This is a genomic window from Nonomuraea sp. NPDC059007, from assembly GCF_042740555.1.
Lineage (GTDB): Bacteria > Actinomycetota > Actinomycetes > Streptosporangiales > Streptosporangiaceae > Nonomuraea.
Genome location: NZ_JBHYJD010000024.1, coordinates 20,327 through 34,918 on the forward strand (window position 1 = coordinate 20,327; position 14,592 = coordinate 34,918).

Annotated in this window: 14 protein-coding genes and 4 tRNA genes; 9 read left to right on the forward strand and 9 right to left on the reverse strand. The window is 67.9% G+C overall.

Translation table 11 applies throughout. The annotated features are described in order from the left end of the window. The first annotated feature begins 183 nt into the window (after positions 1 to 183). Complete coding sequence (locus ACFWY5_RS33330) at positions 184 to 441, forward strand: helix-turn-helix domain-containing protein (protein WP_379609318.1); 258 nt, start codon at positions 184 to 186, stop codon at positions 439 to 441. A gap of 5 nt (positions 442 to 446) precedes the next feature. Continuing rightward, on the forward strand, positions 447 to 2,156 hold the full coding sequence (xerC, locus tag ACFWY5_RS33335; protein WP_379609316.1) for a tyrosine recombinase XerC: 1,710 nt from the start codon (positions 447 to 449) through the stop codon (positions 2,154 to 2,156). Between the two features lie 1,332 nt (positions 2,157 to 3,488). On the opposite strand, the gene ACFWY5_RS33340 is transcribed toward xerC, so the two are convergent. From ACFWY5_RS33340 to ACFWY5_RS33355, 4 genes are all read right to left on the reverse strand, one after another. Continuing rightward, positions 3,489 to 3,794 (reverse strand): hypothetical protein, encoded by a 306-nt coding sequence (locus ACFWY5_RS33340; protein WP_379609314.1) that lies wholly within the window; start codon positions 3,792 to 3,794, stop codon positions 3,489 to 3,491. Positions 3,795 to 3,874: 80 nt separating this feature from the next. After that, a complete protein-coding gene (locus tag ACFWY5_RS33345; RefSeq protein ID WP_379609312.1) occupies positions 3,875 to 4,078 on the reverse strand; it encodes a hypothetical protein in 204 nt (67 codons plus the stop codon). A 56-nt stretch (positions 4,079 to 4,134) separates the two neighbouring features. Further along, a complete protein-coding gene (locus tag ACFWY5_RS33350; protein WP_379609311.1) occupies positions 4,135 to 4,344 on the reverse strand; it encodes a hypothetical protein in 210 nt (69 codons plus the stop codon). A gap of 64 nt (positions 4,345 to 4,408) precedes the next feature. Beyond that, a complete protein-coding gene (locus ACFWY5_RS33355) occupies positions 4,409 to 4,930 on the reverse strand; it encodes an ATP-binding protein (RefSeq protein WP_379609310.1) in 522 nt (173 codons plus the stop codon). 411 nt (positions 4,931 to 5,341) lie between these two features. Here ACFWY5_RS33355 and ACFWY5_RS33360 point away from each other — a divergent pair, with 411 nt between their 5' ends. Continuing rightward, a complete protein-coding gene (locus tag ACFWY5_RS33360; RefSeq protein WP_379609309.1) occupies positions 5,342 to 6,775 on the forward strand; it encodes a helix-turn-helix domain-containing protein in 1,434 nt (477 codons plus the stop codon). A gap of 5 nt (positions 6,776 to 6,780) precedes the next feature. Here the strand turns inward: ACFWY5_RS33360 and ACFWY5_RS33365 are convergent, their stop codons facing one another. The 3 genes from ACFWY5_RS33365 to ACFWY5_RS33375 form a co-directional block, all read right to left on the reverse strand. Continuing rightward, the gene (locus ACFWY5_RS33365) at positions 6,781 to 7,134 is read right to left on the reverse strand and encodes a hypothetical protein (protein ID WP_379609308.1); all 354 of its coding nucleotides are present in this window, start codon (positions 7,132 to 7,134) and stop codon (positions 6,781 to 6,783) included. Positions 7,135 to 7,716: 582 nt separating this feature from the next. Then, positions 7,717 to 7,789: transfer RNA gene (locus ACFWY5_RS33370), tRNA-Lys, on the reverse strand. Positions 7,790 to 7,903: 114 nt separating this feature from the next. Then, positions 7,904 to 9,058: an acyl-CoA dehydrogenase family protein gene (locus tag ACFWY5_RS33375; RefSeq protein ID WP_379609307.1), complete on the reverse strand. Its 1,155-nt coding sequence runs from the start codon at positions 9,056 to 9,058 to the stop codon at positions 7,904 to 7,906. A gap of 91 nt (positions 9,059 to 9,149) precedes the next feature. Here ACFWY5_RS33375 and ACFWY5_RS33380 point away from each other — a divergent pair, with 91 nt between their 5' ends. Continuing rightward, positions 9,150 to 9,419 carry a PspC domain-containing protein gene (locus ACFWY5_RS33380; RefSeq protein WP_379609306.1) on the forward strand — a complete coding sequence of 90 codons (270 nt, stop codon included), beginning with the start codon at positions 9,150 to 9,152 and terminating at the stop codon, positions 9,417 to 9,419. On the opposite strand, the gene ACFWY5_RS33385 is transcribed toward ACFWY5_RS33380, so the two are convergent. Continuing rightward, positions 9,420 to 10,697 carry an MFS transporter gene (locus tag ACFWY5_RS33385; RefSeq protein ID WP_379609305.1) on the reverse strand — a complete coding sequence of 426 codons (1,278 nt, stop codon included), beginning with the start codon at positions 10,695 to 10,697 and terminating at the stop codon, positions 9,420 to 9,422. A 117-nt stretch (positions 10,698 to 10,814) separates the two neighbouring features. Then, complete coding sequence (locus tag ACFWY5_RS33390; protein ID WP_379609304.1) at positions 10,815 to 11,165, reverse strand: metallopeptidase family protein; 351 nt, start codon at positions 11,163 to 11,165, stop codon at positions 10,815 to 10,817. Between the two features lie 33 nt (positions 11,166 to 11,198). On the opposite strand from ACFWY5_RS33390, the gene ACFWY5_RS33395 reads away from it, so the two are divergent. The 5 genes from ACFWY5_RS33395 to pafA all read left to right on the forward strand — a co-directional run bounded on the left by ACFWY5_RS33395 (position 11,199) and on the right by pafA (position 14,539). Beyond that, complete coding sequence (locus ACFWY5_RS33395; RefSeq protein ID WP_379609302.1) at positions 11,199 to 12,776, forward strand: metallophosphoesterase; 1,578 nt, start codon at positions 11,199 to 11,201, stop codon at positions 12,774 to 12,776. Further along, positions 12,754 to 12,826: transfer RNA gene (locus ACFWY5_RS33400), tRNA-Glu, on the forward strand. The genes ACFWY5_RS33395 and ACFWY5_RS33400 overlap by 23 nt, the downstream gene beginning before the upstream one ends. A 79-nt stretch (positions 12,827 to 12,905) precedes the next feature. Next, positions 12,906 to 12,980: transfer RNA gene (locus ACFWY5_RS33405), tRNA-Asp, on the forward strand. Between the two features lie 5 nt (positions 12,981 to 12,985). After that, positions 12,986 to 13,059, forward strand: a tRNA-Phe gene (locus tag ACFWY5_RS33410). A 121-nt stretch (positions 13,060 to 13,180) separates the two neighbouring features. Continuing rightward, a complete protein-coding gene (pafA, locus tag ACFWY5_RS33415; protein WP_379636605.1) occupies positions 13,181 to 14,539 on the forward strand; it encodes a Pup--protein ligase in 1,359 nt (452 codons plus the stop codon). The last annotated feature ends 53 nt before the right edge of the window (positions 14,540 to 14,592 follow it).

A 14,592-nucleotide genomic window follows, 5' to 3' on the forward strand; every position in this document is an offset into this window, starting at 1 on the left:
AACCCCGGCACGCCGGGGGCTGTGACCGGCCCGTCGCCAACGGGACGGCCACACCCCGGCCCGGTGACGGGGCGGGGGTGGGTTGGTGACGTAGCGCCCACCACAGCCCGCCCGGCCGCACCGGGCCGCGCATCCCGCGCGGCCCGACCTGCCCCTATTCATCCACGCGCATGGAGGTGATGCATGACCGGCACAACCCCGAACCAGCCCCTCGACGCCGAGACAGCCGGACGCCCGGAAGTGGTGAGCCTGCTGGCGGCCGGGCGGCTGCTCGGCATGGGCCGCACCAAGACATACCGCCTAGCCAAGGCAGGCGCGTTCCCGTGCCGGGTGCTGCGCATCGGCGGCCGATACGCCGTACCGGTGCGCGGGCTGCGGGCGCTCCTCGACCAGCCAGAAGAACACGGCGGCGATGGCCGCCAGACACGAGAGGAAGGATGATCACGATGGCGAATGACCCGTGCACGACGAAGGCGGTAGGTAGGGAGGTGTCCGTCGCCAAGGGCACCACGCACAAGATCTGCGCCTGCATCGATCCCGACACCGGCAAGAACATCGGCAAGACATGTCCGAAGCTGCGCACCACGCACGCCAACGGCGGGAAACGGTGGAGCTCGACGCACGGCACCTGGGCCTACCAGCTCGAACTCCCCGCGCACGCCGACGGCAAGCGCCGCACCCCGCTGCGGCGGCGCGGCTTCCTCACCTTGGAGGACGCGGAGGCGGAGCTGGATCACGCCCGCGGCCTGCTCGCCCTGGACCCCGACCCGGCCGTACGCAGGCAGGTCACCGCACTGATGCTGTCGGTGCTCAAGACCACCATGCAGCTTCCCGACACCGAAGAAGTACGGCGCAAGGTCCGCACCCATCAAGATCTGAACCGGCACATCACCGTCGGCGAATGGCTGGAGGAGTTCCTCAAGCGCAAGCGAGCCATCGAGCCCACCACCCGGCGCTCGTATGAGTCGCACATCCGGCTGTATCTGATCCCGTACCTGGGTGACATCCGGCTGGACCGGCTCCGCGTGTCGGACGTCGCGGGCATGTTCGACGCGATCGAGGAGTTCAACGACATCATCGCCACCGAACGCACCAGCGGAGACCCGGCCCGTGTGCGGGCGGTGCGGTATCGGCGTCCGGTGGGCCCGAGCACGATGCACCGCATCCGGGCGACGCTCCGGCACGCGTTGAACATCGCCATTCGGCAGGACCGGTTGCTGGACTTCAACCCCGCCGCCGTCGTCGAACTCGCTACCGCCTCCCGGCCCAAGCCGCTGGTCTGGACTGAGGAGCGGGTCGCCCAGTGGCGCCTCGACCACGCCACCCACCTGGGCCTGCTCAAGCGGGCCCGCGAAGCCAAGGGAGGCAAGGAGGGTAAGCGGGTCGACCCGGTAGTCGCCTACATCGGTGCGCCGCGTCCCTCGCCGGTGATGGTGTGGACCCCGCAGCAGACCCAGCAGTTCCTCGCCCACGCCCGCAGGGATCGCCTGTTCGCCCTGTACCGGCTGTATGCGATCAACGGCCTGCGCCGGGGTGAAGGCGTAGGTATCCGCAAGCCGGATGTCGATTACAAGGCGTCGCGGATCGGGATTCACTGGCAGATCACTCAGCTCGGCTGGGACGCGATCCAGGGCACCCCGAAGACCGATGCCAGCGATCGGGAGATCGCCGTCGACGCCGAGTCGATGACCTGGTTGAAGGAGCATCAACGGCGGCAGGCGCGGGAGCGGCTGGCCGCGGGGGCGGAGTGGGTGGAGTCCGGGTTCGTCTTCACCGACGAGATCGGCCGGCCTCTGCATCCGCAGTATGTGACGGATCGCTTCTACGCGATCTGTTACCAGGCCGGACTGCCACCGATCAGGTTGCATGACCTGCGCCATCTGGCGGCCACAGCGATGCTCGCGGCCGGGGCGGATGCCGTCCTGGTGCAAAAGGCGCTCGGGCACCGCACGGCGTCGTTCACCCGCGACACCTACATCAGCGTCTACCCCGAAGCCGCTGCTGCAGCGGCCGAGGCGACGGCCGCGTTCTTGACCGGAACACCCGCACCCGCACCCCGGCCACTACCACCCATTCGCCGGGGCACCCGTGCCGGAGCGAAGGGTACGGTATCCGGTGAAGCCGGTGGGACGGTGATCCACCTGCCCACCAGCTAGAGAGCCGCGATCAGGTGGCAGAAGGGGGAGGTAGGTCAGCCGCACGCTGACCTACCTCCCCTTTCCCGTTCTCTCCTTTCCCCCGCAGCGGGAACGGAGAGGGCTTCGGGACGGGATGAGCGGCCGATAGGGGGAGGGTGACTCCCCGCCTTGCGCTACGTCCCGAAGGCCCCGGGAGGGTCCGGCAGCAGGGCGCGAGGGAGGTAGCGCCACCGCTGCCGGACGTTCAAGGGTTTGAGGGGGTGGCGGCTCCAGTGCCGTGTCGTGGACCCCGGATGCCACGCACGTGTGACGCTGCTGGAGCCGCCCGCGATGGTCTGGTGAGTCAGCGGCTGCACCAGACCATCAGCGTTGGCCGACCGGGCTTCAAGGACGGTCAGCCAAGGGGTGTGGCTGCTCTCCGCACAGCGGAGGCCCGAGCAGCCACCTCCCCTCCCCCTTGACGGGCACGGTCGCCTGCGCGCAACCGTTCCCGCCAGAGGGGGCCTGGGTCCGGTAGCGGCACCCGCGATGACTGGGAGCGTGCCACTACCGGACGATCATGAAGATCTCGGGGGTGGGCGGCCCCCTTCTACGCCTCACGGCCTGTGCAGCCGCGCTCCGCACCAGCGCAAAACAGGGGCCGCCCACCGGTTGGCCGGGCGGAGGGAACCACCCGGCCTATCCCGGAGGGTGGCTGACCGGACCTCCTCGGCTATCCGGCCAGCCACCCCAAGGGGTGACCGCGTCCGCGGTTGCCTGAGGCGCTCGCGGTCACCCGATTCTCGGGAATACGGCCAGGCGGGCCTACGCATCCGCCCGCTGGCTGCTGTCCCGAGAAGCCTTCGGAAATCTCGCTGGTTCACTTTCGGTTGACGAGGGGCGGCCCCTCCCATCGCGGCGTCGGCGTTCGCGATGGTTCCCTCAGCAGACAAGGGACCGCCCCTCAGGCGACGATCGACGCGAGCGGGGGACCCGCGTGTGATCGCCGCACAAGTGGGTGGCAGACTGCCGGACGCAGTCAGCCACCACAGGTGACCACGCGCTGCACATCACACGGTCACCTCGGACTCGGACAGGACGCCGGTCACGGTCGCCCACCACCCGGCACCCATCCGAGAAGCCACTACGGGTTGCCGTCACCCGCCCCGGCCCCGGCCGGGATGTCACCGCCAGAGACACCCCGATCGGAGCGGTGCGAGTGAGGGCGCTGCCATCCACGGCCCCGCCGAACGGGCGGTGATCGTGGTGACAGGGCCGATCGCCGCCGACCCCCCGGCCGCTGACAGCCACGACAGGGCCGCGACACGGGGCCCACAGCACCCGGCCCCGGTCGGCGTGGTCCCGTGCCGGTCAGACGGTGTCCGGGGCCGCCACCGCCAGCACCCGACCCACACGATCGGCCGCCCGGTCCGGGTAGGCCACCTCAACGATCGGCTTCGCCCACGACCACCAGAACAACCACTCACCCTCCCGCGGCACAGCCGACACGACCTCGGCCAGCGTGGTGGCCTCCGGGTTGATCACCCGCAGACGCGGCAACCGCCCCGCATCGGTCAGCACCCGCGCGAGTAAACCCCGCGCCTGCAACACCCGCTGCAGATCGGTCAGATAGACGGCGGCCTGGGCAGCAGTCGCCGAAGGAACGGGATCGGACATGGTCGACTCCGAAGACGGTCGAGGGGGAAGGGGTTGGCAGGCGCGTACGGCGGCTGTAGCGGGGCGCGGGGATGACGGCTTCAGGCGGACGGCTGGTTCTGCCTGCGACGCCGCCACACGACGTAGCCAGCCCACACCACCACCCCGACGACCCAGGCCACGATGAGGACGAGCACCGCCAGCGCCACCGGCCGGACTACCCCGGCGGGAGCTATCACGGAGAAGATCGCGAAAGCGGCGGTGAAGGCCAGCAGCAGCCCATTGATCAGATGGCGTCGGTGCATGACAATTCCGTTCACGAAACGAATGAGGGAAGACGCGGAAGGGAAGAAGGGCGGGGTCAGGGGCCGAACAGCGAACGGCCGTTGAGCGCCTTGCGGCGCAGCCGCCAGCGGCGCCCGAGCACGACCCCCGCGAACAGGCTCGGCCCGCCGATGAGCACCACCACCGTTACCGGCATGGGGATGCTGCCGGGCGCGGCGGTGATCCAGCCGAGGAACGCGGCCGTGACCAGTACCGGGATGAGCATGAGCAGGTGATGACGGCGCACGACGGTTCTCCGCCCTTTCTCGATCGGCCAGCACGAGTCTGAAGGTGATGTGAGGTCTGGCCGGCTACACCGGGGCGAGAAACAACTCCTCGATCTGGGCCGGGGTCGGGTTGAGGTCGAGATGGCACCACACCACGCGCCCACCGGTGACCGGCAGCCGGAAGCTGCCCCACCGGTTACGCGACAGCGCCTGCACAATCGCCAACCCCCGACCGCGCTCGGCGTTCAGGCTCGGCACCTGCAGCGGGATGGCCGATGGCTTGGAGCAGGACGAGCCGGGATCGGTGACGCCCAGCCGCAGGCAGTCGGCACCTTGACACAGCTTGAGCGTGATCGAGCCTTGACTGCCGTCACCCTCGCCGTTCCCGCTGCTGTTCCCGGTGCGGCTGGTGTCGGCGTACCGGACAGCGTTGGTGACCAGTTCCGAGGCGGCCAGCACCGTGATCTCCGTGACGGGATGCGCGCGCCCCAGCCATGCGCTGACAGCTTCCCGGGCCAGATACGGGGCCCGGTCGCTGCGCGCCAGGTGCAGGATGCCGACCGGCTGAAGTAGTTGGGTGGGTGGAAAGGAGTAGATCGCCATCATCGCCTCGCTAACTCTCGAACATCAGCTGTGTCCTCCTCGGTTGATCGGCCAGCACCCCGAGCTGGCCGAGCCGTACCAGATGTCGCGCCGCGGATGACGGAGGCTCGGCTAGCTCCCAGTTCCGCACGAGGCGACACGGCCCCGAACCGCTGGCCCGAAGAATCCAGGAGATGTCCTGACTCCCGGACCGGATTCCGGCCACCCACCGCGTCTTGGTCACGCCGGGTGACGGTCACCAATGGAACCCGCTGCCGGACGTCCTGCGGAAGAGCGTCACCTGGGCGTTGACCGCGCCCAGGTGACGCCCGGTAGGCGGGTAGGGCGTTTGCAGGGCGTTTCCCGGTCAGGCTGGAGACGGGGGTTGGAGGCGGCGCATGCTGTGTGGTCCCCTAAATGCTGAGGGAGCGTGGCGTGGTGACCCACCAACCAGAACAGCAAAACCCTTCCCCCGAGGGCGGGCCAGTCAAGCCGTCCCGCCCCGGCCTGATCCGGGCACGGCTGCAGCGCGGCCTGACCCAGGAACGGGCCGCCGAACAGATCGGCGTCTCCCTCAGCACCTGGGCCCGCTGGGAACGCGGCACCCAGAACGTCCGGCCGTACTACCGCACGGTGGTGGCCGAACAGTGGGGCGCCGAGCAGGGTGAGGTCGATGCCTGGTTCCAGGTCACCGCATGTCCCTCCCTCACGCCATGCGCCGACATGGCCATGGCCCAGGCGGGATTGGCCGAGCCCATGCTTCACGCACCCAGCGTGGAGACAGCCAGGCAGTTGTGGAGGTTTGAAATGGACCCATCACGCAGACACCTGCTCGTCGCGCTGCCCTTCGTCCCGGCAGCGCTGGGAGAATGGCTACTGGCCTGGCAATTCGACCAAGCCCCAGCCACCGCCCAACACGCAACAGGAAAGAGCATCACGGTCGGCATGGCCGACGTGCAACGCGTGCGCGAAGCACACCACGCCTTCGTACGCATGGATCACCAATTCGGGGCCGGGCTCGTACGTCCCGCCGTCACCGACTTCATGAACACCACCTTGGCCCCGCTGCTGCAGGGCTCAGCTTCAGAACAGGTACGTGCCGAACTGCTGAGCGCAGCGGCGGTCATCACCCAGACGGCCGGATGGATGGCCTTCGACCTCGGCCACCAAGGCCAAGCCCAAGCCCACTTCGGGCAAGCCTTGAACCTGGCCAAACAGGCCGGCGACAACCTCACCGCCGCCTGGATCCTGGCCACCATGGCCCAGCAGGCATGCGAACTGGGCCACGGCCGATGGGCGATCAGGCTGGCCAGCGCCGCCGTCGACGCCGGGGTACGAGCCGACGCGCCAGCCCGAGCCCAAGCCCGGCTGAACCTGCGACTGGCCTTTGCCCACTCCGCCCGCCCCGCCGAAACAACCGCAGCCACTTCAGACGCCAAACGACTGGTTGCCGCACACCTCAGCCAGGCCGAGCATCACTTCAGCAAGGGCACCACCGACCGCGACCCCGTCTGGGTCGCCCACTTCGGCGAAGCGGAACTAGCCGGAGAAGGGGGACGCTGCTGGCGCGGCGCAGATGAATTCCAGCGTGGTGTGACCCGCCAGCAGGAAGCCATCGCCGCCTTCGGCACCCGATACCCACGCTCCATCCTGCTCACGCAGATCAGCGTCGCCGAAGGCTACCTCGGCATGAGCGAAATCGAGGCAGCCCTGGAACACGCCCGCGCCGCCGTCACCTCCGCCAAAGACCTCACCTCCACCCGCGCCACCGCCCACCTGCACGACTTCGCCACCCGCCTGCAGCCCTACGGCGACAACCGCCACGTGCAGGACTTCACCGACTACCTGCGCACCGAACTGGCCAGCTAACCCACCTACCGCCGCTTGATCCAGACGGAGCCCTCACACTGCCGGAACCCGTTGCGGGTGACGCAGAGCTTGAAGACATCGATGCGGGAGATGAATGTGCGGTCGCTGCCGCACCCGAACCGGGCCCCATTGTCGTCGGCCACGGTGTAGATGCCGAGCATCGAAGTAGCGTACTCGGCCTCAACCTTGTAGCTGTCGTCCGCCAGGTCGCACACGGTGATGTGGTTGCGATCGGCCGAAACGCGGACGCTGCCCTCGGAGGTCCGGCTACTCCAGCCAGAGCCAGGGGCGGCAGCCGCCGCCGGGGCGGCGAACAGGGCCAAGACCGTACATCCCACAAGAGTAAAGCGAACGATCATGCGCAGATCCCGTTCCGCAGAGGAGGTCAGAACGGCAGCCACTATGAAAGCCGCCCTGCCCGACCCCAAGCGGCTTTGCCGTTCCTTGGACGGGCCTGCGGTCAAGCCGGGCACAAGCTGCCCGCCACCCCTTCCGCGACGCCCTTCCTTTGCCCTTCTGGCGGGTCGGGCTTGACCTGCCAGGTTTCGAGGCGGCTCGCAAGGCCAGTCAGCGCGACCGGCCCACCGCGCCTCGTTCCGCGCGCCCGCTGCCACCCAAGGGAACAGATGGGTGCAGAACGGGGCAACTGCGACGACGATGCTCCGCCTGACCGGAGGCGGTTTTACACGCGGTTGGGCGGGCCTGGGATCAAGTTGGACATATGTCGCCCCCGACCCCGTCTGTCATGACCTTCTCTTGCGCTTCCGGCGGGTCTGGCTTGACCTGAGGGGGTCCGGGGGACGCACGCACGCCTACCGTGGGTTCGCCCGCGTGCCGGACCCGTGCCGAAGAGCACTGTGCGAGCACTGACTCGGCCATTTTCGGCCGCCAGAAGAAGATCCAGAATCGAGAAACCCCAGGTCAGATGCGGTTTTTGAGGGTAGGGCGCCCGGGGCTCGAACCCGGAACCTACGGATTAAAAGTCCGCAGCTCTGCCAATTGAGCTAACGCCCCTTGCAACATGCAGCGTACCGAGGTTACCCGTCAGTACGCGACCGGCTTCCCGCCGGTCACGATAACGTACGCGGCCCGCACCGGCCCACGAACGTCCGGTGCGGGGCAGGCGGGTCAGCGGTAGGCGGACAGGCCGGTCAGGGCTTCGCCCAGGACCAGGGTGTGGATTTCCTGCGTCCCCTCGTACGTCAGGACGCTTTCGAGGTTGTTCATGTGGCGGATCACCGGGTATTCGAGGGTGATGCCGTTGCCGCCCAGGATCGAGCGGGCCTGGCGGGCGATGTCCAGGGCGGCGCGGACGTTGGCCAGTTTGCCGAAGCTGACCTGGCGGGGGTTCAGGTTGCCGGCGTCTTTCAGGGCTCCCAGGTGGAAGGCGGTCAGGGAGGCCTGGGCGGTGCCGACGTACATCCAGGCGAGCTTTTCCTGGGTCAGCTGGAACGCGCCGATCGGCTTGCCGAACTGGACTCGGGTCTTGGAGTAGTCGACGGCGGATTCCAGGCAGGCGCGGGCGGCGCCCACGACGCCCCAGAGGATGCCGAAGCGGGCTTCGGACAGGCAGGACAGGGGGCCCTTCAGGCCGGAGACTTCGGGGAGGACGGCGCTCGACGGCAGGCGGACGTCGTCGAAGTAGAGGGACGAGGTCACCGATGCCCTCAGGGACAGTTTCTTGTGGATCTCAGGGGCGGAGAAGCCGGGCGTGTCGGTCGGGACGACGAAACCCCTGATGCCCTCGTCGGTCTGCGCCCACACCACCGCCACGTCCGCGATCGACCCGTTGGTGATCCACATCTTGGCGCCGTTGAGTATCCAGTCGGAGCCGTCGCGCTTGGCGAAGGTGCGCATGTTGGAGGGGTCGGAGCCGTGGTCGGGCTCGGTCAGGCCGAAGCAGCCGATCGCCTCGCCGGCCGCCATGCGCGGGAGCCATTCCTCCTTCTGCTCGGCGGAGCCGTACTTCCAGATGGGGAACATCGCCAGGGAACCCTGAACCGAGACGAACGACCGCAATCCGGAGTCGCCCGCCTCCAGCTCACGGCAGGCCACGCCGTAGGAGGTGGCGTCGGTGCCGGCGCAGCCGTACCCCTCCAGATGCATGCCGAGCAGGCCCAGTTCGCCCAGAACGGGGGCGAGCTCGCGGGCGGGGAAGGTGCCCTGTTCGAACCAGTCGGCCACGTCGGGGAGGATGCGGTCGGTGACGAAAGACGTGACGGTGTCACGGATCAGGCGCTGGTCAGGGTTGAGCCGATCGTCTATGCGCAGCAGGTCTTCCATGACGGTCCTCTCCTCGCGTAGGGGGCTACCAGGGTTCTACCAGGGGGAATCCCGATGTGCGAACGCCGGGTCCCAGGGCAGTCTTGGAGGCATGAGCGAATCGAACATCAAGCAGCTGCGTCGGACCAACAAGGGCAAGATCGCCGGTGGTGTTTGCGCCGGTGTCGGCGAGTACGTGGGGATCGACGCCAACCTCATCCGGATCGGCCTCGCGGTCGCGACCCTGTTCGGCGGCCTGGGCGTCGGCCTCTACGCCATCGGCTGGCTCCTCATCCCCGAAGAGGGCAGGAACGAGTCGATCGTCCAGGACCTGATCGGCAAGCAGCAGGCCAAGAAGAACGACGACGTCTGGCAGCAGTGATCAGGCGGTGGCCCGGGCGCGCACCCGGGCGGCGATGTCACCGCGGGACTCGGTCCAGACCATGGCGAGCACGGCCGCGGAGGTCACTCCCATGACCCCGGCCAGCGCGACCACCGGCTCCGGACCGAGTCTCTCCGCGGCGAATCCGCCGATCAGGATGCCGATGCCCTGCACGGCCATCAGCCCCGACTGCACCAGGCCGAACGCCTGACCCCGGCGTTCGGCCGGGACACACTGTACGAACGCGGCATTGGCCGCGAGCTGATAGGCGCCTCCGATGCCGGACAGGATCCACAGCGCCAGCACGACGGCCAGCGGCGGCCGCATCGCCGACAGGATGAGCGGGGCGCAGCTCAGCATCGCCATCCACCCCATCATGCGCAGGCGCCCCGATGGCGTGACGAACCTGCTGAAAAGGAACCCGCCCAGCACCGTGCCCGTCGGCATCGCCGCCATCAGCAGGCCGGTGACGACGGCGACAGGCAGCTCCGAGTTCAAAGTCGCCGCATACGGTACGGCGATGCCCTCAGGAAGCACGTAGAAGCCGCAGAGCCACGCGAACAGCACCAGCGTCCGCAACTTCTTGTCGCCGAACACGAGCCCGGCTCCAGCCCGGGTCATGGTCCACATGGATGGTTTCGCACCTTCGCGGGTCGCGGCCGCGCGCCGCCGTACCCCGGAGACGAGGATCAGCGCGGAGGCGAGGAAGGTCGCCGCGTCGAGAGCGAGCGCGCGGTACGGCCCGAGCGTCGCGATCAGCGCGCCACCCGCGGCGAACCCGAGCATCTGGACAGCCTGGTTGGTCATGTTCTGCAGCGCCGAGCCGGCGACATAGCGGTCACCGACCAGGATCTCGGGCAGCAGCGCCGCCCGCGCGGCCGAGAACGGCGCGCTGAGCAGCACGACGAAGAACACCAGCCCGCACAGGACCGGGAACGGCATGCCCGGCACGGCCATACCAGCGACCAGCAGCGCCCGCAGGACGTCACACGTGATCATGACGCCGCGCCTGGCGAACCGGTCGGCGAGTCCGGCGAGCAGCGGCCCGCCGAGGATCGACGGCAGGTAGGTGAGCGCGTAGACGGCCGCGGTGGCGGCCGCGGACTTCGTCCGGTCATATACCAGTACGGCCAGCGCCACCTGGGCAAGCTGGTCCCCGAGCAGGGACAGACCTTGCGCGTACCAGAGCGCGCGGAATTCGCGTATGGCGATGACCTCGCCATACGTCGCCTGTCGCTCGGCGGCACGTCTGTGCCGCCCCGGAAGCCTGGCCCCCATCGGACTCCGCTGCGCCTGACTCAGTGTGTTCGGTATGTCACCTAAGGTGCCCGATCACCTGGCACGCCGCAACCGAAAGCTTCCAAGCACTTGCAAACTGTAATCGCCGAGGAGGGCTTACCAGCCGAGCTCGTGAAGTCTGGCGTCATCAATCCCGAAATGATGAGCGATCTCGTGCACAACGGTGATCTGGACTTCTTCCACCACGTCGTCTTCGGTGTCGCACATCTGGCAGATCGGATTGCGGTAGATCTCGATGCGGTCGGGCAAGACTCCTGCGTACCAGTCGCCACGCTCGGTCAGGGGGATACCGGTGTACAGCCCGAGGAGGTCGGGCTCCGGCGGGTCATCGACCACCACAACCACGACGTTGTCCATGAGCCTGGTCAGCTCCGACGGAATCGTGTCCAATGCCTCGGCCACGAGTTCCTCGAACTTCTCCCGCGGAACCTCGATCACAGTTTCCATTCTGCCCTGTCCGTCAGGTAAGCAAGAAAGCGTATGAAGTACCTGAAGTCCAGATGGGTCACCTCCGTCGCGGTCCTGTTCGTCGCGGCGGTGGGCGCGTGGCTGGGCATCGTCCTCAGCGGTACGGTCCCCGCCCAGATCGGCCCGGTAGAAACAGGAATGTCCCTTCGACCTGCCTGGAAGGGCGAGACGATCGTCGACGCGAGCCCGCTCGGCACGCTCACCTTCCGCACCCACGACGCGCCGCTGCGCCTGCGCATCACGCTCGAGAACATCGACCAGGAGCAGGCCAGAGCGCTCATCGAGGACCCGCGCCTGGCCGACCGGCTGCCCGGCATCCTCGAACGCGACCTGCGCGAGGGCGTGACCCTGCTGATCATCCGCTCACTGCTGTGCGCGGGTGCGGGCGCCCTGGTGACCACCGTTCTGGTCTTCCGGCGCCCCAGAGTGGCCCTGATGGGGCTTCTGGTGGCCTCCGTGGCTTTGGCGGGCACCGGCACGCTCGCGGCCGCCACGTTCAAGCCCAACTCCGTCCTCGAACCCCGCTACTCCGGGATCATCGCCGCCGCGCCCTCGCTGGTGGGCAGCGCCGAGTCGATCGTGACCAAGTTCGAGTCGTACCGCGCCCAGCTCACCAAGCTGGTCACCAACGTCTCCAAGTTGTACGACACCGTGCGCGACCTGCCCGTCTACGACGCCGACCCCACCTCGATCCGGGTCCTGCACGTCTCCGACATCCACCTCAACCCCATCGCCTGGAACGTCATCCGCTCCATGACCGACCAGTTCAAGGTGGACCTCATCGTGGACACCGGGGACATCTCCGACCATGGCAGCAAGCCGGAGAACAAGTTCGTGGAGGAGATCGGCAAGCTCGGCGTGCCGTACGTCTTCGTGCGCGGCAATCACGACTCGGCCATCACGCAGAAGGCCGTCGCCCAGCAGAAGAACGCCATCGTCCTCGACGACAAGACCGCCGAGGTGAACGGCCTGCGCATCTACGGCCTCGGCGACCCCCGCTTCACGCCCGACAAATCCGTACCCGTCGACCCGGACCTGTCCCGCCTGGAGCAGTTCGGCCGCTCCCACGCGGTACGGCAGGCCGCCGCCCCACCCGACCTCGTCGCGGTCCACGACCCGACCATCGCCAAGGGATTCTCCGGATACGCGCCGATGATCCTGACCGGCCACTCCCACCAGAGATCGACCACCGTCCTGCCCTCCGGCAGTCGCGTCCTGGTCCAGGGCTCCACCGGCGGAGCCGGCCTGCGCGCCCTCGAACACGCCGAACCGACCCCCGTCCAAGCCTCTGTTCTGTACTTCGACAAGAAGACCAGACGCCTCCAGGCCTGGGACGATGTCACGCTCGGCGGCCTCGGGGAGCAGTCGGTGCACATCCAGCGTCACGTGGAGCAGAACCCTCGACGTATGATTTCTCCAGAGCCAACGAACGCCCCGTCGCCAGCGGGATCGGTCACAGGCACGACGACGCCGGCCGCCGGTCCGCCACTTTGGCATGAGGGGCAATCGTCCCCTATGCTTCAGAGGTCTCCGACGGAAGACGTCAGGAACAGGATGCGAATCCTGAGCCCCCATCGTCTAGCGGCCTAGGACACCGCCCTTTCAAGGCGGCGGCACGGGTTCGAATCCCGTTGGGGGCACGGCTTCACCGGAAACCGGCTGGTCGAAGACCACCGAAACACTGGTAAGCTAAGCGAGGCCGCGAGGCCGAGCGAACAAGGTCCTGTAGAGCAGTTTGGAGTGCTCGCCACCCTGTCAAGGTGGAGGTCGCGGGTTCAAGTCCCGTCAGGACCGCTCTGGGTCAGGTAGCTCAGTTGGTACGAGCGTCCGCCTGAAAAGCGGAAGGTCGGCAGTTCGACCCTGCCCCTGACCACCTTTATTGAACAACCAGAACACCCCGAAGCGAAGATCGCTACGGGGTGTTTTTTGTTGATCGCCCAACGTTGGATGCCCGCCCTCCCCCACTGCGGGCGCCGGGAGAATAGTCTGAGCTAATGGATCGTCGCATCCTCGGCCTGGAGAACGAGTACGGCACCACGTTCACATTCCGGGGGCAGCGCCGGCTATCCCCCGACGAGGTGGCCAGATACCTGTTCCGGCGAGTCGTGTCCTGGGGCCGGTCAAGCAACGTGTTCCTCCGCAACGGCGCGCGTCTGTACCTGGACGTGGGCAGCCATCCCGAGTACGCCACCCCCGAGTGTGACAACGTCGTCGAACTGGTCACGCACGACAAGGCGGGCGAGCGGATCCTGGAGGGCCTGCTCGTCGACGCCGAGAGGCGGCTGCGCGAGGAGGGCATCGCCGGCGACATCTATCTCTTCAAGAACAACACCGACTCGGCCGGGAACTCCTACGGCTGCCACGAGAACTATTCGGTGGAACGGGACGGCGAGTTCGGCCGGCTGACCGACGTGCTGATCCCGTTCCTGGTCACCCGGCAGCTCATCTGCGGCGCGGGCAAGGTGCTGCAGACGCCGCGCGGGGCGGTCTACTGCGTCTCGCAGCGGGCCGAGCACATCTGGGAGAGCATCTCGTCGGCGACCACGCGTTCCAGGCCGATCATCAACACGCGCGACGAGCCGCTCGCCGACGCCGAGCGGTACCGCCGCCTGCACATCATCGTCGGCGACTCCAACATGGGCGAGACCACGACGCTGCTCAAGGTCGGCGCGACCGGCCTGGTGCTGCGCATGATCGAGGCGGGCACGGTGCTGCGCGACCTGTCGCTGGAGAACCCGATCAGAGCCATCCGCGAGATCTCCCACGACTTCACCGGGCGGCGGCGGGTACGGCTGGCCAACGGGCGCGAGGCGTCCGCTCTGGAGATCCAGCAGGAGTACCTGTCCAAGGCCAAGGACTTCGTCGACCGGCGGGGTGGCGACCCGATCGCCCACCGGGTGCTGGAGTTGTGGGAGCGCACGCTGCGCGCGGTCGAGACGGGCAACCTCGACCTGGTGGCCCGGGAGATCGACTGGGTCACGAAATATCAGCTGATCGAGCGGTACCGCAAGAAGTACGACCTGCCGCTGTCCTCGCCGCGCGTGGCCCAGCTCGACCTGGCCTACCACGACGTGCACCGCAAACGCGGCCTGTACTACCTGCTGCAGAAGCGCGGCGCGGTGGAGCGGGTGACCTCCGACCTGAAGATCTTCGAGGCCAAGTCGGTGCCGCCGCAGACGACCAGGGCGCGGCTGCGCGGCGAGTTCATCCGCAGGGCGCAGGAGAAGCGCCGCGACTACACCGTCGACTGGGTGCACCTCAAGCTGAACGACCAGGCCCAGCGCACGGTGCTGTGCAAGGACCCGTTCCGCAGCGTGGACGAGCGGGTGGACAAGCTCATCGCCGACATGTGAGCCCCGGGGCCCGGCGGGGGTGTAGGGACAGCCCTACTGGGAGCTCGGGTGGT